The organism is Tolypothrix sp. PCC 7712 (assembly GCF_025860405.1).
Taxonomy (GTDB): domain Bacteria; phylum Cyanobacteriota; class Cyanobacteriia; order Cyanobacteriales; family Nostocaceae; genus Aulosira; species Aulosira diplosiphon.
Window position 1 is genome coordinate 7,175,064 of record NZ_CP063785.1, and the last position, 18,298, is coordinate 7,193,361.

The following is an 18,298-nucleotide window of genomic DNA, read 5'->3' on the forward strand; positions in this document are numbered from 1 at the left end:
TATAGTTAATTTTTACATACATACATAGACAGGAGGAAATTGAGCATATGAATCAACTTACATCAACAATTAAAAAAATTCTATATATAGGAACGCGCTCCCCTGATATCAACATAGACGATGAGGTGAAGGCAATTCAATATATTATGGATGCAGAGAACAGTAAATTTTTTGTAGATAACCGAACTGTTGATTCCACTGGCGACGTTGATCGTGCAATTCAGCGTGCAGGAAATTCGGCTCAAATTATCCATATTTCTGGACACGGCACAGGAGGAGGCAAAATCAAGATTGTAGAAAAAGATCCAAAAATAGCTGAAGAATTAGAACCTCGAACTCTAGCAGAATATATCAAAAATGCTGGAGATGTGGACTGTGTAATTCTCAATTTTTGCTACTCAAAAGAAGCTGCCAATTTCATTGCTAAAAACGCTAAAAATGTTAAACGGGTGATTGGAATAAATGATGATATTGATAGTCCATCCGCAGTTGAATTTTCCACTGCCTTTTACCGAGAATTGTGTGACAAACCTCTCAATTCAAGCGTTGTAGATAAGGCATTTTTAGAGGGGCGGGCTGCTGCTTCCCAAATAAATAGAGATCATAAATACATTAGACTTCCTAAGGTCGTCTCGATATCTTGCTTGGGAGATGTAAATGGTTCCAGATTTTTGAATGGTAGAACAAGAGAGGGAACTGTTGCACTAGCGCCTAGTATAGAAGCGAGATTTTCTGGCACTAGATGGGAAATGGATGAGATTCCTTCTAATGGTGATAGTACTGTTGTAACATTGAAGTGTTTGGGAGATGTAGATGGTTATAGATTCTTGGATGGTAGAACAAGAGAGGGAACTGTTGCACTAGTAATGGATATCGAAGACTGGTTGACTGGCACTAAATGGCAAATACTTCCTTCTAATGGTGATAGTACTGTTGTAACATTGAAGTGTTTGGGAGATGTAGATGGTTATAGATTTTTAGATGGTAGAACAAGAGAGGGAACTGTTGGGCTAATGGAGAAAGCAGACGGGTTGAATGCTCAATGGCGAATTGATGATATTTGATTTGGACATTTTAAGCAACTTCTCAAGCAGTTCTGGGTACCACTGAACACCTGCGTTATCCCTTAATAATCTGACAACTTTGTCATCAATATCGCTCTAAAACTAAGTATAAAACCATGATAAAAGTTTATGGTTTTATACTTGATTTCTGGCAAAACCTCTCGTTGACAAATGGGTTGAAACCTTAAGTTGACAACAATAGTATCTTGCCGATTCCTTCTATTGTCGAGTAAATATTCTATCGCATAAGAATCAACTCTTGATTCAGTAATACTCTTATTTTTGTACATCAATTACATAATTTTTTTAAACTATTTGCTTGAGTCTTCAAATAATCTCTGACTTGGCTGCATCCTTTTTCCAGCAACCCCTTCAAACTAATATCTGATACATCCCATAGTAAAACAAGTTTATCTGCACCAGCAGATGCCAACCATTTGCTATCGCTACTAAAACTCACAGTATGCACCGAACCTGTATGTCCACTCAGAGTTGTAATTAATGTTCCATCTTGTTGCCAAAGATTGATCTTCCCATCGCTACTAGCGGAGGCGATTATTTTTCCATTGGGGCTAAAGCTGGCATCAAGTACCGAACCTGTATGTCCACTCAGAGTTGTAATTAATGTTCCATCCCGTTGCCAAAGCTTTATTGTCTTGTCACCAGCAGTGATGATGGTTTGTCCCTCGGAACTGAAACCAACAGACTGAATTTGACTTGTATGTGCTTTCTCCCATTTTTTAAGTACTTTACCCTCATAACTCCACAATTTTATAGTCTTGTCATCACCGACGGTGGCAATTGTACGTTTGTCAGAACTGAAAGCCACACTCAAGACTCTAGCACTGCTGTTGTCTAAAGTTATAGGTTCTCTACCATCTAAACTCCAAAGCTTCGCGGTTCCATCAGCACTGGCAGAGGCAATTGTATGTCCGTCAGGACTGAAGCTAACGGACATAACCCTATTTTTATGCTCTCCCAGTGTTCTCAGAGCTTGTCCGTCTGCACTCCAAAGCCTTATTGTGCGGTCATCGCCACTAACAATAGTTTTTCCATCTGGACTAAAACTAACAGCATTGACTTTACCTTTATGCTCTGTCAGGGTAGAGAGTAACTTACCATCTCGACTCCAGATTCTTATGGTTCCATCAGAACTTGCACTTGCAATTCGTTTATCATCCCGACTGAACTTTGCGCCAAGCACATTGTCCTGATGTCCAGCCAAAACAGTAAGCCCACTTCGATTTACCTGCCAAAACTTCGTAATATTATCGTTACCGGCAGTTGCAAGCATATTTCCATCTGCTGGACTAAAAGCTATACTGGGAATTGCTCCTTCATGACCTACCCAAGTATCCAGTAATCTGCCATCTCGCGCCCAGAGTCTTATGCTTCCATCCTTACTACCAGAAGCAATTATTTGTGCATCTTTACTGACACTAACGCTCCATACCTCACTCTGTAGCTTTTCAGGAGGTTTAAAAGTCGTTAAAAGCTCACCCTCTTGATTCCAAAGCTTGACTGTTCCATCTAAACTACCAGTGGCAAAAAAGCTACCGTCAGGGCTGAAATCTGCACTCACAACATCGTTAGAATATTTGTTGAGAGTTTTTAGTAGCTTCTTGCCATCTTGGCTCCATAGCTTTACTGTTTTGTCATCACTGACTGTGATCATGCGATCGCCTTTAGGACTAAAACTCACTTGCCTTACCAAGCCCTTATGTTCCTTAAGAGTAGAGAGCAACTGACCGTCCAACCGCCACAGTTTTACGGTTCCATCCTTACCGCCAGTAGCTATCGTCTTTCCATCCCGGCTAAAACTTACGCTCATAACCCGATTCTGGTGAGCTTGAAAAAATCGTATAGAATTACCGTTGTTGTCCCAAAGCCTGACTGTTCCATCCCGACTGCCAGAAGCTATCGTTTTTCTATCAGGACTAAAACGGACACTCATGACCTGTTGTGTATGTCCTTCCAAAGTTTTGAATAGGCTTCCATCCCGTCGCCACAGTTTTACGGTGTTATCATAGCTGGCTGTAGCAAGCAATTTACCATCTGGGCTAAAGCTAACACTCTGAACAAAGTTTGTATGCCCTTGCAAGCGGTTTTGCTCTCTCACCCAGTTCACAGACTGCGCTAAATTTGTCAGAACATCAGCCTGGACTTGTTGGTCGGTGATGCCTCCAGGCAATTGTTGTAAATGCTTCCCTGCTTTTAATACATCAATCAGCGCATCAAAAGAATTTCGATTCGCCGTGAAATTAGCTTTTGAAGATTGGTTCAAAGCCTGAATTTGCCCGATTTCTGCTTGTCTCCATTGATATCCAGCAAAAATAGCAAATCCAGCAAAGAATACTGATGTAATTGAAGTTACTACGATCTGACGCTTTCTAGCTTCTTCCTCTTGTTTTTGTTCCCTATCCCTCAATGCTACACTGGCTTGAATAAACTCTTGCTCGCCTGCGCTAATATCCTCTCGCCGTTGTTTTAGCTTTTCTTCCCCCTCTAGCAACGCTGCACCCCGCAACAATGCCCCTTCATCCCGTTGCGTCTGTTCCCATTGATACATTGCGGAGCGCAAACGGTCTTGCCAAGCCCGGAAGCTGCGGTCTGCATTCATCCATTGCCGAAGTTCACCCCAATTACGGATTAACGCTTCATGGACAACTTCTACTGTCTCTTGGTTAGCAGAATTTTGACTGGTAACTACTAATCGATTATCCGCCAACTGTTTCACCAATCCCCAACTGGCTTCACCCAATTCAGCTTTCGTCGCTAGTCGCCGCGTATCCTCCGTTCCTTCACCCGGACGCACCAACTGGATAAAAATTCGCCGCACCTGTTCTTTTTGAGTGGCGCTCAAATTACCATAATTCTCATCTGCATGACGAGCCAAGGCACCTTTTACCTCACCAATTTCCTCATAAGCTGTATGAGTTAACTGTTTACCCGTTCGCCGCTTCCACAACTCTGTTAATGCAAACTCCAAAAGAGGTAAATTCCCTGGGTTATCTTCCACATCATCCAAAATGCGTTCCACCAGTCCATCTTGAAATGTCACACCCAAATTAGAAGCAGGTTTTTCAATCACCTGTGAAAGTTCCTCACGATTCATCGGCCCCAGCTTGATGTCAGCATTTTGCAACACATCTGCAAGTGGACGATAGGAAAGGAGATTCCCTAAGAAATCCGCCCGCATGGTTCCAACCAGCACAGTATTATTGTCAGGGTCAGATTGAAAGCAAGTTAATAAGGTATCTAGAAAACTATGGCGAATTTTCTGATCTGCACACAAAGTATAAAGTTCTTCAAATTGGTCGGCAATTAACAACACCCGATGATTGGGATAATTCCGTTTAATTTTGGAGAAAACATCTTGCAGAGGAACAGAACCATTGGCAAAGTATTCAGCTAACCGACGAGCTTGAAACATTTGCTCAGTAGCATTTTGATTAGGCTCGTACAGGGGAACCAGTGACTCAGCCAGAGCTTGGAATGGTTCTGAACCAGGACGGAAGTGAGTAAACTTCCAATAACCTTGTTTTTGTAACTTCGGCACTAATCCCGCCAACACCACCGAAGATTTTCCACTTCCCGATGCACCCAACACGGGTATAAACTTCCGGCGTTGAGTCGCCGCAAATAGTTCTTCTACAAATACCTCACGTCCAAAGAAAAACTCCGCATCATCGGGGCCAAAGTGAAACAAACCGCGATAAGGACAGGGAAGACTTTCGTCAGGAGCATCCGTAGAATTAACAGGTAATACTGTTGTATTTTCACGGTAATAGTAATTGGTGATAGTGATAGTAGCAGTATTGCGATCGCCCGTAATAATAGCACTGCTGAGGGCACTCCCTCCCACACTGGCGCTGCGGTCTTCTTCTGTCATGCTCCCTCACTTATCAATTCTGTATGGCTTGTAATGATTTCATCCGTCACGCTTTGACACAGATGTTGGCGACAACCATTAACAACCGCCTGCTGAGTAGCATCTTGATTTAAAAGTGTATGTAAATGGAGCTGATATCCATCAGTATCTACCTGTCCTTCTAAATACTCTGTGATTGCAGTTACATCGTTTACACAACTCTGCAATGGAGAAACAGGACGTACATATTCATCAATTCCAACCAACAAAGTATATAAATTACGCGTCATAGTCTTTTCTTGACGTTCTAGTTCAATTAGTCAAATTTCTCTAATTTCTGTTTTGATTTACTCTACTCAAATCTGGCTAGCTCATATTTAGCCAACACAAAATATGAGTAGTAGCTCCATAGGTTTTAACTCGTATGCAACACAAATTTATATAGCTACTATTTTCCAGATGATACTCGTACAAATTTATAGAACAGCATTTAAAAGTATATTAGCAGCATTAGCAAATTTACGATAGTCATTTACTATAAAAAAATTTAATTTAAATAATTGCTATTTCAGAGTTACTACACCTAAAAGAATCGAGCTGATTACACCAGCACTGCTGAAAACTGCAATAGCAGTAGCAGCAGACCAAAATTATAAGGAAAACTTTGCCTGTTCCCCGTTGGTAATGTATTTATGGGGGTGAAGTTGCAAGTATTTATATTCAAAAATCTGGCAATTGATGCCGTTGCTGGGGCTGAGGTTCTGGCGTAGTTGAGGAACAAAATTACTGATATGACTGGCTACAAATTCAAAATTATCAATGATAATCATTATATAATTGGCACAAATTTTATTAGTTGGCATGGCGATAATGAATGGCAAATGAGGCTAAAACCTTATTTTATCTGGGCTTTTTGGCGGCGATCGCATCTTTTGACTGGGGTTATTCATATAATTTTAAAGACTAATCACATACTCTCAACGGAGAGAGTTTGTCTTTTTTATTTATGTAACAAAGCCCCCCTAGTCTGGATATTGCACAGTAGATTGCTTGAATTCAGGCTTTTATTACGCAACGACAAAAATATTTTTCTCATATTATCTTAATTTTCTCACTTATTTGCTTTTGTATGAGTATTTGCATGAGATTGTTATGAGATTATTCAGCAAGAAAATTGCTAAATTTAAAAGTAAGCTCAAATTCTTTATCTGAAAAATCGTTCAAGACTTTTCTTAACAAGGCTTGAAGAATTTACTAATTGAAGATTGCTTATGGTTTGTGCATTGGGTACTGCTTATACCGCAGGAAATCCACTCGAAGCACTATGAACCACTATATTGATGACGAGCAACCGCAAACACAAAAGCTTACCGTTGCCGCATCTGCAAGTAGTGAGTAGACAACGAAGCAAGTGACGCTCAAAATTACCAAATAATCAAATCTATATTGTGAGGTTAACCATGAATCTACAAGGTTTTGTTGGGGCAAACGAAAAGTACAGTGTTGAGGCGATCGCTCAAGACAGTATGCTAGCTTATGAAATTCGGGAGATACTCATTGAAATTGGTTATCTACAACCTCCATCTGGTGAAGCATCCTTATCAGAAAAAGGTTTTGATGATGCTACCATTGCTGCCTTGTTGAGATTTCAAGCTGAATACTTGCCGGAAACTAGTACAGAACGGCTGTATGGCTTCTTGAGTGCGGAAACTGCATCCAGCCTTCTAAATGCCAAGCCCCATGCTAGAGCAGCAGTTCAACTCAAGAGTTCCAAGAGTAATGGCAAATCCCAAACTGGCGATATGGCTAGTCGGATTTACAACTACATGGTGAAAAAGGGCTACACCGTATTCACAGAAAGACAGGAATACAACATCATCTATATAGAAGGAATGAATGTAGATCTGACACTCAACGACGATCGCCCAAATTATTTCAACGATCTGCGCTTGGTGCTAGAAATTCAAGAAAGCAAGCCTGCGATCGTAGAGCTATGGGAGGGAACAACTGAACCAGGAGCAAGGTACACTAATACCCCTCTAAATCGTAACGGCGCTGCCAGGATTAAGTTTGGACAGTATCGAGCTTGGCAGGTAGGAACGCACCAAGCAGGCAAGCCAACGGCACATGAGGCATTAGTGCAAACAGGCGGTGAGGTGAGCGTTCATAGAGACTTTGATAAAAACTTCCTGCGTACAAATGACAAAATTGATACTGGTTTTTTCGGCATCAACCAACATTGGGGATTTGACTTTCCCCAAAACGATATCAAGACAGCTAGTGCTGGTTGCCTAGTGGGGCGCACGACAGCAGGACACAGACAATTTATGGAATTGGTGAAGCAAGATAAGCGCTATCGATCAGATAAAAATTATGTATTCTATGCAACTGTAATTGCAGGTGATGACCTGATGAAGCTGGAAAATGATGTCACTGTAAGTTAAAAAATTCTCGTCACAGCTGAAGGTAAGCTGATACGCACATAAATCAAATATTCTGGCGTTAGGACTGTCAAGGGTCAAGAGTCCAAAGTCCAAGCTAGCCTTTGACTCTGGACTCTGGACTTTTGACAACCTGAGTGCGAAATATACAATTTAAATGCGTAACAGCTTAATCAAATCAACGCAGATATGGAGCGATCGCTCCATATCACCAGTGATGGTTGTCTATTTGAAATAGCAGGCGATCGCATCTCGTTGCAGTTCTCTTCAAGCTACGCGATCGCCAGTCGCCTACAGAGGAGCCACTGCGTTGGGCGGGTTTCCCAACTTGAAGCAAGTGGCGTTGGAAATCCTCCTGCAGCGCTGATCTCACCGCACGTGACTGGCTCCCCTAGACAGCCTAAACGAAAAAAATGTGTTAAGTGCTAAAAATTAGGGGTAGAAATCACCGATTTAATAGTGCGATCGCAGTGAAATAGCTGCTGGTATTGAGAATCTAGCTGTATAACTGAGAATTAAAGCCCGATCTAACAATATCGCATGAGCCCCAATAATTTTGTGAACTAATTAAATTTGTGAACCACTCAAATAAGGGATAAGGGCTATTCTCAATGAATCTTTTAGCTCTTGAGCAACTATGGGCAAAGACTTCCGGTAGCCCCCAAATTTGCATTGCTGTACTCGACGGACTGATTGATTTAAAACATCCCTGTTTCCTGGGTGCAGACTTGACTGTGCTACCGACGCTGGTTAGTGGGGAGGCGAATCCTGACGGTGAGATGTCTCTGCATGGCACTCATGTCGCCAGCATCATCTTTGGTCAGTTGGGTAGTCCTGTTAGGGGAATTGCCCCTCAATGCAAAGGCTTGATTGTTCCAGTGTTTGCAGATGAAGGACGGCAGTTGTCTCAACTCGATTTAGCCCGTGCGATCGAGCAAGCTGTCAACGCTGGAGCGCATATCATCAACATTAGCGGTGGACAACTCACCGATGAAGGCGAAGCGGAAGGGTGGTTACAACGCTCTGTTCAGCTTTGCCAGGAAAAGAATGTGCTGATTGTGGCAGCAGCAGGCAATGATGGCTGTGCTTGTTTACACGTTCCAGCAGCCCTGCCTGCGGTGTTAGCGGTTGGAGCAATGGATGACCAGGGTAAGCCCATTAACTTCAGTAATTGGGGCGAGAGTTACCAGAATCAAGGCATCCTGGCACCGGGTGAAAACATCTTGGGGGCAAAGCCAGGAGGTGGGACAACTCGGTTGAGTGGTACAAGTTTTGCCACACCAATCACCACGGGAGTGGCAGCACTGTTATTAAGTTTACAAATTCAGCGCGGTGAAACCCCCAATCCGCAAAAAGTTAGGGACGCAATCTTAAAGAGTGCTTTACCCTGTACACCTGCTGATACAACAGACGCAAGTCGTTGTTTAGTTGGCAAGCTGAATATCCCTGGTTCACTTAATTATCTTTTTGGAGGAACTGTGTCAGACCCTATAGAAGCCGTTGCTCCCTCTGGTTGCGGCTGTACTGGAATCAAACTCACTGAGGTGGAAGCATCCGATTTATCTCCTGTTAATGGATTAACTGCAAATTCAATCGCTGCCTCAATTCCCCAATCTATAACCCCATCAATATCTCCTATGACCTCATCTGTATCGAACTTTGTCACCGCTAGCCAAGCTCCCAGCGAACTGGCTGACAGTCAATTTGTATATGCTTTAGGAACCCTTGGCTATGACTTTGGGTCGGAAGCAAGGCGAGATTCTTTTAAACAATTGATGCCTGCCAATAGTATTGGTGATATTGCCGTGCCAGCGAACCCTTATGATTCACGGCAAATGGTGGATTACTTAGCAGCAAGTCCTTCAGAATCCAGGTCGCTAATTTGGACATTGAACATTGAATTAACCCCAATTTATGCGATCGAACCCCAAGGAGCATTTGCGCGAGACACCTACGCAGTTTTGCAAGAGCTATTAGCTGGGCAAATTCAAGCCGAAACCAGCGAGGAATTTGTAGAGCGGGTGAGTATCCCTGGCGTTTTGACCGGAAAAACTGTGAAGCTATTTTCCGGGCAAATTGTGCCGTTGATTGCACCCCAGAACCCACGGGGGATGTATGGATGGAAGATTAATACTTTAGTATCTGCTGCCATAGAAACGGTGCAAACCACCGTGGGAGATGCCCAAGAAGAGTCAATTCGGCGCACGTTGAGCAATTTCCTTAACCGGATTTACTACGACTTACGGAATCTTGGTACCACCTCTCAAGATCGGGCACTCAACTTTGCGGCAACGAATGCGTTTCAGGCGGCTTCCACCTTTGCCGAAGCGGTAGCAACAGGGATGGAACTCGACAGCATTGATATCGAGAAAAGCCCCTTCTGTCGCTTGGATAGCGATTGTTGGGATGTAAAACTGAAGTTCTTTGACCCAGAAAACAGCCGTCGTGCCAAAAAGATATTCCGCTTCACCATTGACGTGAGCGACCTGATTCCAGTGACGCTAGGTGACGTGAGAACTTGGTCTTCGGCGCATTAAATTGAAGTACTGAGCATACAGTCTTCTTTCATACACACGAAGTGGTCAGACCCACCGACTGAGCAACGGCTCGATAACGGGACACTCACAAACACTTAAATTGGAGAAACCCTCTCATGGATAAGCACAACTTAATGCCCCAAGCGGCACAACCCGTCAACAGGATCACTACTGGGAAATTGCCTGCTGAGTTGGCTGAATTGTCGGAAGAAGTTCTGCAACTGCATGGCGACGACAGCGCATCAGTACTAGCATCTAAAGTAGAAGTGTGTGCATGTGGTGATTGTGTACCGCCATGCATGGCGGGTGACTGTTTCGGCTGTACGCGAACCTGTATCAGATAACGGAGACGATGCAGGATAGGTTCCCACTCCATTCGGTTCTCAGATCTCTCTCAAAGTTCTCTTTCCGTCCGTCCTGGAGCCTGACTTGCTCGGATGAATTGATCCGCGCTCGCCCTCACCTGGGGTTTTCCCTTACCTGGCACCTGTTGGGTTGAGGAAGATGATTGATTAGGGAAGTTGCGTTCACGCTTTACCTACCGTAGGTAATCGCCCTCCTAGATATACAAGTGCAATTTTTACACAAAAGAAGCGGTCAGACCCACCGACTGAGCCACGGCTCGACAACGGGACACTAACAAACAACAAAAATGGAGAAAAACTCTCATGGATAAGCAAAACTTAATGCCTCAAGCAGCACAACCCGTCAACCGCATTACTACTGGGCAATTGCCTGCACAGTTGGCTGAGTTGTCGGAAGAAACTCTGAAACTGCATGGCGACAATAGCGCATCAGTACTAGCGTCTAGCAAGGAATGGAACTGTTGGATTTTCTGTTCTTATGAGGGAGACGACGCAGAATAGGTTCTCGCTAATTTCTCTCAAAGTTCCCTTTCCGTCCTTCCAGGAACCTGGTTTGCTCGGATGAATTTATCCGCGATCGCCCTCACCTGGTACCTGTCGGGTTGAGGGAAAGATGAGGGATTAGGGGAAGCAGGAGAGGTGGTTACGAGGGGAGGTTTTACCCTTCTCTTGCCCCCTTTGATATCTAAACCAGCTAGAAGTTTATTTCCCCAATTAGACTTTCTAGCTGGCTTACCTACACAACGTTTTGGATCATCAAAAGGAACCAAACTATGAAACTTCCTAAACAATCTCTTCCCGTCAAACGTCCCGATTTAATTCAGCCCCACGAGACTGTTAGTGTGGTTCACGGCAGCGTCGAAGATTTGGTTAATATTCGGATTAAATTACTGCATGGTGCAAACTATAACGACCCTGCAGGGTTTCAATACCGCAGCTATAACCAACTCAAAACCTCCGGTGGCTGTGGTTGCTGTCACCCCATCGCTGGGGCGTTTCTGTAATTCCATTGACCATAAACAAACTCAATCGAAACTGTTGCAACTATGTCTAAGTCATCCGAAAAAGAACAGAGCATACACCTTGAGAGTCGCCTGAAGGTGCTGGTTTTCGATGCCAATTCTCAGGGAATTGCTGTAGGTAGCGGAGCATTGCGACCACAAGGACGGTTCACCATCGAAGCTTGGGTGTGTCCTGCGACGGATGTGGGAAAACAGGTGATTTTTGCTGATGGAGAGACGCGGTTTTACCTAGAAGCTGGCGAATTGAAGTTTCAGCCTATCCTAGCCGCAGAGGCTATTTCCTCAGTTGCTGCGGGTTTGGTGGCTGGTAATTGGTATCATCTTGCAGTGGCACGGGGGGGAAGTCGTCCCGGCGATACGAAGCTCTACATTAACAGCGTAGAAAACGACAATAAAACGGCAATTTCTCCAGTTGTGTCATTTGGCAATACCTATTTAGGAGGATATCCAGAGGTGCCAGACTCCGGCTTTCATGGCAAATTCCTGGAAGTGCGGGTATGGCGATTCGCGCGATCGCAAGCCGAAATTCAGGCAAATATGACCTACTTCCTCACTGGGCGGGAACTGGGGTTAGTGCGCTGCTGGACATTAACTGAAGGGTTTGGCACCGCGATCGGCGATAAAACGACCAATCGGGCAATGGGAACTGTTCTGGGCAATGCTGCTTGGGAAGAGTCCGAGATTCCCATCAAAGTCAATCTCAATGCTCAGGAACGGTTAACGAGATCAACCGGATTAGAAGATTACGCCTACTGGTATAAGGAAATAGCAAAACAACAAACAATACAGGCAGATGTCCCGTTTCGGCGGGGGCGAATTTGGGCATAGCGATCGCATTGCTCGTTAAAGCTTCTTTATTTTAGATGTCCAACCTTACTTTATAAAGTGTCATGAAAATTCCCCAGATTAAACCCCACTTCCGCGTGGAGATTGTTGAACCCAAAAATGTCTATTTACTCAGCGAATCTGCCACTTACGCGCTGACAGGTAGCCTTTATTGCCAAATTCTTCCCCTTCTGGATGGGCAACACACCAGAGCAGAAATAATTCAAAAACTCGATGGGCAAGTTCCTCCTGAACACTTTGATTATGTCCTCGATCGCCTGGATGAAAAAGGCTATTTGACCGATGCTGCTCACAGCCTAACTCGTGAAGCGGCAGCATTTTGGAGTCTGTTGAATGTTGATCCGCAACTCGTAAGCGATCGCTTACCCCAAACAAAAGTCTTTGTCTCAACTATTGGTGCAGTAGACGGGCAAAATTTGATTGCAGCGTTGCAAGCAGTAGGAATTCCCGTAGAGCCAGGACAGCCAGAGGAGTCAACATCGGGGGTTCATTCCCTGTGGGTAGTTCTCACTGATGACTATCTTCAGCCAGAACTGAGCCGGATCAATAAAATGGCATTACAAACTCAGCAACCTTGGCTACTCATTAAACCAAACTGCGGGATACCGTGGTTCGGTTCTATTTTTACTCCCAAAGAAACAGGTTGCTGGGAATGTTTGGCTCATCGGTTACAGGGTAATCGAGAGGTGGAAGCTTCGATTTTACAACAACAAGGGAAGACGGGAAATGCATGTTTACCGACTGCTGTAGCTGGGTTGCCTTCGACGGAGCAAACTGCGATCGCACTTACAACTACCGAAGTTGCTAAATGGTTGGTGCAGCAGCTTGTCCCAGAGGCGAAAATTCAGACTCTAGCTGGGAAAATCATCACTTTCGATCAAACGAATTTTACCCTGAAAACCCATTCCCTAACTCAGCGCCCCCAATGTCCTGCTTGTGGTAATCCCGATTTAGTTAGTCAACAAGTCAAAGGTGCGATCGCGCTCACCAGTCGCAAAAAGCTGTTTACTCAGGATGGCGGACATCGCGCTTTTACACCAGATCAAATCTTAAAACGTTACGAACATCTAATTAGCCCGATTACTGGAGTTGTCAGTAGCTTAACGCGAGCTTCCGATCCAGAAAACCCCTTTGTCCATACTTACAGCGCGGTTCATGCTTTTGGTTCCGCTTCTAGTTTGGGTCAATTGCGGAAATCCCTTGGTCATAAAAGTGGTGGTAAAGGTAAAACCGATCGCCAATCTCAAGCCAGTGGATTTTGTGAGGCGGTTGAACGCTATTCTGGTATTTACCAGGGTGACGAACCGCGAATCAAGTCTAAGTTAGCAGATTTGGACGGTGCCATTCATCCAGCACAGTGTTTGCTGTTTAGCGAAACTCAGTATCAAAATCGGCAGGAATTGAATCAAAATGCGATCGTCGATCACGATTGGATTCCCCAACCCTTTGGTGAAACCCAAATAATTGACTGGACACCTGTTTGGTCAATGACCGAGCAAACCCACAAATATCTCCCCACTGCCTTCTGTTATTACAATTACGAGCTGCCTAAAGAAAATCGCTTCTGTTTTGCCGATTCCAATGGTAATGCGGCTGGTGGAACCTTGGAGGATGCGATTTTACAAGGATTTTTGGAACTTGTAGAGCGCGATAGTGTGGCAATTTGGTGGTACAACCGTCTACAGCGTCCTAGTGTAGATTTAGCCAGTTTCAACGAACCTTATTTACTGGATTTGCAAGCCTGGTATGCCACTCAGCAGCGAGAATTGTGGGTTTTAGATTTAACTACAGATTTGAATATTCCCGCATTTGCTGCCGTTTCTCGTTATATCGGTGGAGAACAGGAATACATCATTGCGGGTTATGGCGCACATTTCGATGCCAAAATTGCCATCTTACGAGCAGTGACGGAGGTGAATCAAATGGGGGGTCACCTACCAGAGAAGTATCCCCCAACCAATGCAGACTCGGCATTGAATTACTGGTTTACTCACGCATCCATCACCAACCAACCCTATTTAGCACCTTCTCAAGCTCCTGCCAAACAAGCCGCTGATTATACCCAACAGTGGAGCGACGATATCCATCAAGATGTCTTGAACTGTGTGGAGATTGTGAGCAAAGTAGGGCTGGAAATGCTGGTACTTAACCAGACTCGTCCCGATATTGGCTTACCTGTGGTTAAGGTTGTTGTACCAGGTTTACGTCACTTTTGGTCACGTTTTGGGGCTGGAAGGTTGTATGATGTGCCTGTAAAACTCGGTTGGCTATCGGCTCCCTTGGCTGAAGAGCAGATGAATCCTATGCCAATGGTGTTTTAGTATGTCCGATACCTTTACCCTCTCCTTCCGTCCCGAAATTGTCTTGATTAATGAAAGCGATCGCTTGATCCTGGAATTCGCTCCTCACAGCCTCACTCTCGATCGTCCCCAACCAGGATTGCGATCAGCATTGGAACACCTAAAGCATTCTGCCCTAACCGCAGCCCAGCTAACTGCTTTGGTTGTAGAAGCTGATGGTGTGGAAGCCGGTTTAAACTTTGAAGCTGAGTTACAAAAGCTGATTAACCTGGGCTGGATTTGTCATTCTGTTTTACCGTTAGCGATCGCCGTTGCGATCGCTACTGATTATCAATTGGTTTCTTCTGTTTTTGATAGTGAACAGCCTTTGAATCTATCTCGCTTTGCCTTTTTACGTCAAGAAAATCAACAATTCGTTTTAGAATCTCCCTTATCTAAAGCCAAAATTATTCTCCTAGATTGGCGTGCTGCTGCTGTAATTGGGAAACTGGCTCAGTCTGATTCGTCATTCACTTTAGAAAATTTAGCAGAGTCGCTAATTGATGTAGAAATAGTGCGATCGCTGATTCAATTGCTGATTGCGACTCAGATGATTTCCCTAGAACCTGAAAGTGAAGCGTTAGCCGAATGGCAATTTCACAATCTTCTGTTTCATCGGCAAACCCGTTCACAGCGATTAGACGATGTGCAAAAATCAAAAATACTGAGCTTCGAGGATAGCGAGCGATCGCATTTTGTCAAGTCTCCCATGAGCGATGGGGCGATTTTCTTAGAGAAACCTCACCTAGAAACCTTAGCCAAAACAGATATTTCCCTCACCCAAGCGATCGAATCCAGACAATCGATTCGTGAGTACGATAATCAACCTATCACCCTTAACCAGTTGGGAGAGTTTCTCTATCGGTGTGCCAGGGTGAAAGGAGTTTACACCCATGAGGAGGATATGATGAACATTGGAGAATTTACAAAACGTCCTTACCCTGCTGGTGGTGCTTTATACGAGTTGGAAATTTATCCTGTGATTAATCGCTGTCAGGGATTGGATTCAGGATTGTATCACTACCAGCCGTTGTCTCATGCCTTGTATGCAATCGCAGATGGAAATTCAGAAATTGAAGGGTTAGTTTTCGATGCTTGGAAATCAACGGGACACCAAGATGTTCCCCAAGTGCTTCTGATTGTGACAGCTCGATTTGGGCGGTTATTCTGGAAGTACTATGGCATCGGTTATGGGTTGATTTTGAAACATATTGGTGTTTTGTTTCAGACATTTTACTTAGTTGCGACTGCCATGCAATTAGCTCCCAGCGCCATCGGTGGAGGGAATTCCGAATTGTTCGGCAAAATCGCCAATCTCAACGAATACGAAGAGTCTTCCGTTGGAGAGTTTATTCTCGGTTCACTGAAGCGGTGAATGACAATCTTTTTTAAGGAATATCTATGCCTGAACTCAATACCATTCCCGGTTTTGCTGCCCTGCAAGCTCTGACTCGTGGTGATTCTCGGATTAAAATTGCTGTTTTAGATGGACTAGCCGATCTAGATCGTGCTTGCTTTCGGGGTGCAAACTTGAGCAAAGCCAAAGCTTTTTGGCAAACAGATTTAGAGCCAATCGAGCCTATATATATTCAAAGGGAACTTCTAATTAGGAAGTTGGGAGACAAAAAAAAGGCTTTGAAGAAAGCATTGAAGCAGATCGAGAAGCGGGATACGGATACAGCTTTATTGTTACCTGTTGCTCAAGTAATGCCGTCGCGATCACACCTTCCTATTACTACTATCTTCAATGCTGTATTAGAAAACACAGAAGCCCTATTGCTAGAACAATATCACCAGTTAAAAGACTCGAAGCTACAGCAAACAACACACAAACCAGGAATACCCGCAGATATTGACTATAAAGCAGAAATTAAAGCTTTAGAGATAGAGATCGAGGCACTGGAAGACTCAATTCCTGAACCTGTGCGCGATCGCCTCAATGGTATCTTTCATGCAACAGGCATCTTTAGTACAATGTTTGGGCAACCCGGTTCCCCAGTTGAAGGAGTCGCTCCTTACTGCACAGCTATTAACATTCCCTTATTTGAAACCCCAACGAGCGATGAGGCACTCTCACCGTTGAACTTAGCTCGTGCCTTTAATCTGGCATTGGAACTGGGGGTAAATATCATCCATTGTGCTGCCTGTCATCCCACTCAAACTGGGTTTGCCCATGAAATGATTCAAAAAGCTGTCAAACAATGTCAAGACAATAATATTCTAATCGTAGCTCCATCAGGCAACAATAAGGGCGAATGGTTTTGCGCTCCGGCGATTTTACCAAATGTCCTGGCAGTGGGTATGATGAAAGACGATGGGCAACCCGCTAACTACAGTAATTGGGGTGGACAGTATCAGGAACAGGGCATTCTCGCACCGGGTGAAAACATAGTAGCAGCACAACCCGGCACCGATGAACCAGCACTTCAACAAGGAACAAGTTTAGCTGCCCCCTTAATAACTGGTATTTCTGCATTACTAATGAGTCTGCAACTACAACGAGGCGAAAAACCCAATGCTGAAGCAGTCCGTACTGCTTTGCTTAATAGTGCCATTAAGTGCGACCCTAACGAAATTGCAGAACCGGAACGCTGTTTAGTAGGCAAATTAAATATTCCCGGAGCCTATCAATTACTAACTGGGCAGCTTTTACCCAACATTCAAGCAAGTGCAGTTGCCCTTCCACAAGTTATTTTACCAGCCATTCCAGATAGTTCCAAATCTGCGGTAATAAATGCCTCCCAACCGCTCAATGAGATTTACAGTTCTACCTCTACTCAATTCGTCACCGCCTCAGCCACAATTGCAGACATTGCCCCTTCTACCGTCACCCCCAGCGCCGTCTCCAGAAAAGTCTACGCCCTTGGCAGCCTTGGCTACGATTTTGGCAGTGAAGCCCGCCGCGACACCTTCAAGCAACAGATGTCTGCGGTCAGTATTGATGGCGTTTTAATTCCCGCCAATCCCTACGATGCCCGCCAGATGGTTAATCATCTAGAGTTGAATCCCTCTGAAGGCAAATCCCTCATCTGGACGCTGAATCAGGAACTTACCCCAATTTACGCCCTAGAACCCCAAAAAGCTTTTGCCAGCGAGATATATAACGTATTTCAGATGCTTTTGGCTGGACAAATTCAGCCCGAAGAGAGCGATGATTACATTGAACGCGTTAGCATTCCCGGCAATTTGACAGATCGCACCGTTGAACTTTTTTCCGGACAGGTTGTTCCTGTCCTGGCACTACCCAATATTAGAGGGATCTACGGTTGGCAAGTAAATGCCCTTGTGGAAGCAGCCATTAACACCGTTACTACTGGAGCCAGCCAACCTGACAACGTGAGAATGCGACGTTCTCTCAAGAGTTTCCTGCATCGCATCTACTATGACCTCCGCAACTTAGGACACCTTGATCGCGATCGCGCCCTCAATTTTGCGGCTACAAACGCCTTCCAAGCTGCCTCCACCTTTGCTGAAGCCATTAATAGCGGTATGGAACTAGACAGCATTGAGATTGAAAAAAGCCCCTTTTGTCGCCTTAACAGTAATTGTTGGGATGTGATGCTGAAGTTTTTCGACTCAGAAAATAGCCGTCGCGCCAAAAAGGTATATCGATTCACAATTGACGTTGCCAATCTTATGCCAGTGACTTTGGGTGCAGTGCGATCGTGGTCAGTGCCACGTTAGCTCAAAAAAATATTAAACACAATACCTTAGCCAAAATAAGAGGATGAGGAGAGAGGGCCGATGTAGTAGAGTTATTATCTCTCACAACGACAACTCAAAAACCACAATCAGCCCATGCTCGATATCTTA

13 protein-coding genes and 1 pseudogene are annotated in these 18,298 nt (G+C 44.4%); 10 read left to right on the forward strand and 4 right to left on the reverse strand.

Going from position 1 to position 18,298, the window contains the following annotated elements; all coding sequences use genetic code 11:
* Nucleotides 1–47 precede the first annotated feature (47 nt).
* A complete protein-coding gene (locus HGR01_RS29420) occupies nt 48–1,064 on the forward strand; it encodes a hypothetical protein (RefSeq protein WP_045872158.1) in 1,017 nt (338 codons plus the stop codon).
* Between the two features lie 289 nt (nt 1,065–1,353).
* On the opposite strand, the gene HGR01_RS29425 is transcribed toward HGR01_RS29420, so the two are convergent.
* From HGR01_RS29425 to HGR01_RS29435, 3 genes are all read right to left on the reverse strand, one after another.
* Nucleotides 1,354–4,956, reverse strand: a complete 3,603-nt coding sequence (locus HGR01_RS29425) for a WD40 repeat domain-containing protein (RefSeq protein WP_045872156.1) — start codon at nt 4,954–4,956, stop codon at nt 1,354–1,356.
* Entirely contained in the window at nt 4,953–5,225 is a 273-nt protein-coding gene (locus HGR01_RS29430) for a hypothetical protein (RefSeq protein WP_045872155.1), read from the reverse strand. The genes HGR01_RS29425 and HGR01_RS29430 overlap by 4 nt, the downstream gene beginning before the upstream one ends.
* 360 nt (nt 5,226–5,585) lie before the next feature.
* The gene (locus tag HGR01_RS29435; RefSeq protein WP_045872154.1) at nt 5,586–5,765 is read right to left on the reverse strand and encodes a hypothetical protein; all 180 of its coding nucleotides are present in this window, start codon (nt 5,763–5,765) and stop codon (nt 5,586–5,588) included.
* A 630-nt stretch (nt 5,766–6,395) separates the two neighbouring features.
* Between HGR01_RS29435 and HGR01_RS29440 the strand changes: the two genes are divergently transcribed.
* The gene (locus HGR01_RS29440) at nt 6,396–7,379 is read left to right on the forward strand and encodes a hypothetical protein (RefSeq protein WP_045872153.1); all 984 of its coding nucleotides are present in this window, start codon (nt 6,396–6,398) and stop codon (nt 7,377–7,379) included.
* Nucleotides 7,380–7,584: 205 nt separating this feature from the next.
* On the opposite strand, the gene HGR01_RS29445 is transcribed toward HGR01_RS29440, so the two are convergent.
* Nucleotides 7,585–7,749: a hypothetical protein gene (locus HGR01_RS29445; RefSeq protein ID WP_155539431.1), complete on the reverse strand. Its 165-nt coding sequence runs from the start codon at nt 7,747–7,749 to the stop codon at nt 7,585–7,587.
* A 238-nt stretch (nt 7,750–7,987) separates the two neighbouring features.
* On the opposite strand from HGR01_RS29445, the gene HGR01_RS29450 reads away from it, so the two are divergent.
* The 8 genes and pseudogenes from HGR01_RS29450 (at nt 7,988) to HGR01_RS29485 (ending at nt 18,169) form a co-directional block, all read left to right on the forward strand.
* Nucleotides 7,988–9,913, forward strand: coding sequence for a S8 family peptidase (locus tag HGR01_RS29450; RefSeq protein WP_194007703.1), 1,926 nt, complete (start codon nt 7,988–7,990; stop codon nt 9,911–9,913).
* A 134-nt stretch (nt 9,914–10,047) separates the two neighbouring features.
* A pseudogene (locus HGR01_RS42000) lies at nt 10,048–10,140 on the forward strand (DUF5837 family cyanobactin class RiPP); the annotation flags it as partial.
* A gap of 441 nt (nt 10,141–10,581) precedes the next feature.
* Nucleotides 10,582–10,779 carry a DUF5837 family cyanobactin class RiPP gene (locus HGR01_RS29460; protein ID WP_045874915.1) on the forward strand — a complete coding sequence of 66 codons (198 nt, stop codon included), beginning with the start codon at nt 10,582–10,584 and terminating at the stop codon, nt 10,777–10,779.
* A gap of 272 nt (nt 10,780–11,051) precedes the next feature.
* On the forward strand, nt 11,052–11,282 hold the full coding sequence (locus HGR01_RS29465; RefSeq protein WP_045874917.1) for a cyanobactin biosynthesis system PatB/AcyB/McaB family protein: 231 nt from the start codon (nt 11,052–11,054) through the stop codon (nt 11,280–11,282).
* A gap of 42 nt (nt 11,283–11,324) precedes the next feature.
* On the forward strand, nt 11,325–12,128 hold the full coding sequence (locus HGR01_RS29470) for a LamG-like jellyroll fold domain-containing protein (RefSeq protein ID WP_045874918.1): 804 nt from the start codon (nt 11,325–11,327) through the stop codon (nt 12,126–12,128).
* 62 nt (nt 12,129–12,190) lie between these two features.
* Nucleotides 12,191–14,467, forward strand: coding sequence for a TOMM precursor leader peptide-binding protein (locus HGR01_RS29475; protein WP_045874919.1), 2,277 nt, complete (start codon nt 12,191–12,193; stop codon nt 14,465–14,467).
* A 1-nt stretch (nt 14,468) separates the two neighbouring features.
* Entirely contained in the window at nt 14,469–15,860 is a 1,392-nt protein-coding gene (locus tag HGR01_RS29480) for a SagB family peptide dehydrogenase (RefSeq protein ID WP_045874920.1), read from the forward strand.
* A gap of 26 nt (nt 15,861–15,886) precedes the next feature.
* Nucleotides 15,887–18,169, forward strand: coding sequence for a S8 family peptidase (locus tag HGR01_RS29485; protein ID WP_045874921.1), 2,283 nt, complete (start codon nt 15,887–15,889; stop codon nt 18,167–18,169).
* The last annotated feature ends 129 nt before the right edge of the window (nt 18,170–18,298 follow it).

What these genes read in the sequence shown, in the direction of transcription:
- HGR01_RS29420 (WP_045872158.1), top strand. Translation starts at nt 48, where the DNA reads ATGAATCAACTTACATCAACAATTAAAAAAATTCTATATATAGGAACG.
- HGR01_RS29425 (WP_045872156.1), bottom strand. Translation starts at nt 4,956, where the DNA reads ATGACAGAAGAAGACCGCAGCGCCAGTGTGGGAGGGAGTGCCCTCAGC.
- HGR01_RS29430 (WP_045872155.1), bottom strand. Translation starts at nt 5,225, where the DNA reads ATGACGCGTAATTTATATACTTTGTTGGTTGGAATTGATGAATATGTA.
- HGR01_RS29435 (WP_045872154.1), bottom strand. Translation starts at nt 5,765, where the DNA reads ATGATTATCATTGATAATTTTGAATTTGTAGCCAGTCATATCAGTAAT.
- HGR01_RS29440 (WP_045872153.1), top strand. Translation starts at nt 6,396, where the DNA reads ATGAATCTACAAGGTTTTGTTGGGGCAAACGAAAAGTACAGTGTTGAG.
- HGR01_RS29450 (WP_194007703.1), top strand. Translation starts at nt 7,988, where the DNA reads ATGAATCTTTTAGCTCTTGAGCAACTATGGGCAAAGACTTCCGGTAGC.
- HGR01_RS29460 (WP_045874915.1), top strand. Translation starts at nt 10,582, where the DNA reads ATGGATAAGCAAAACTTAATGCCTCAAGCAGCACAACCCGTCAACCGC.
- HGR01_RS29465 (WP_045874917.1), top strand. Translation starts at nt 11,052, where the DNA reads ATGAAACTTCCTAAACAATCTCTTCCCGTCAAACGTCCCGATTTAATT.
- HGR01_RS29470 (WP_045874918.1), top strand. Translation starts at nt 11,325, where the DNA reads ATGTCTAAGTCATCCGAAAAAGAACAGAGCATACACCTTGAGAGTCGC.
- HGR01_RS29475 (WP_045874919.1), top strand. Translation starts at nt 12,191, where the DNA reads ATGAAAATTCCCCAGATTAAACCCCACTTCCGCGTGGAGATTGTTGAA.
- HGR01_RS29480 (WP_045874920.1), top strand. Translation starts at nt 14,469, where the DNA reads ATGTCCGATACCTTTACCCTCTCCTTCCGTCCCGAAATTGTCTTGATT.
- HGR01_RS29485 (WP_045874921.1), top strand. Translation starts at nt 15,887, where the DNA reads ATGCCTGAACTCAATACCATTCCCGGTTTTGCTGCCCTGCAAGCTCTG.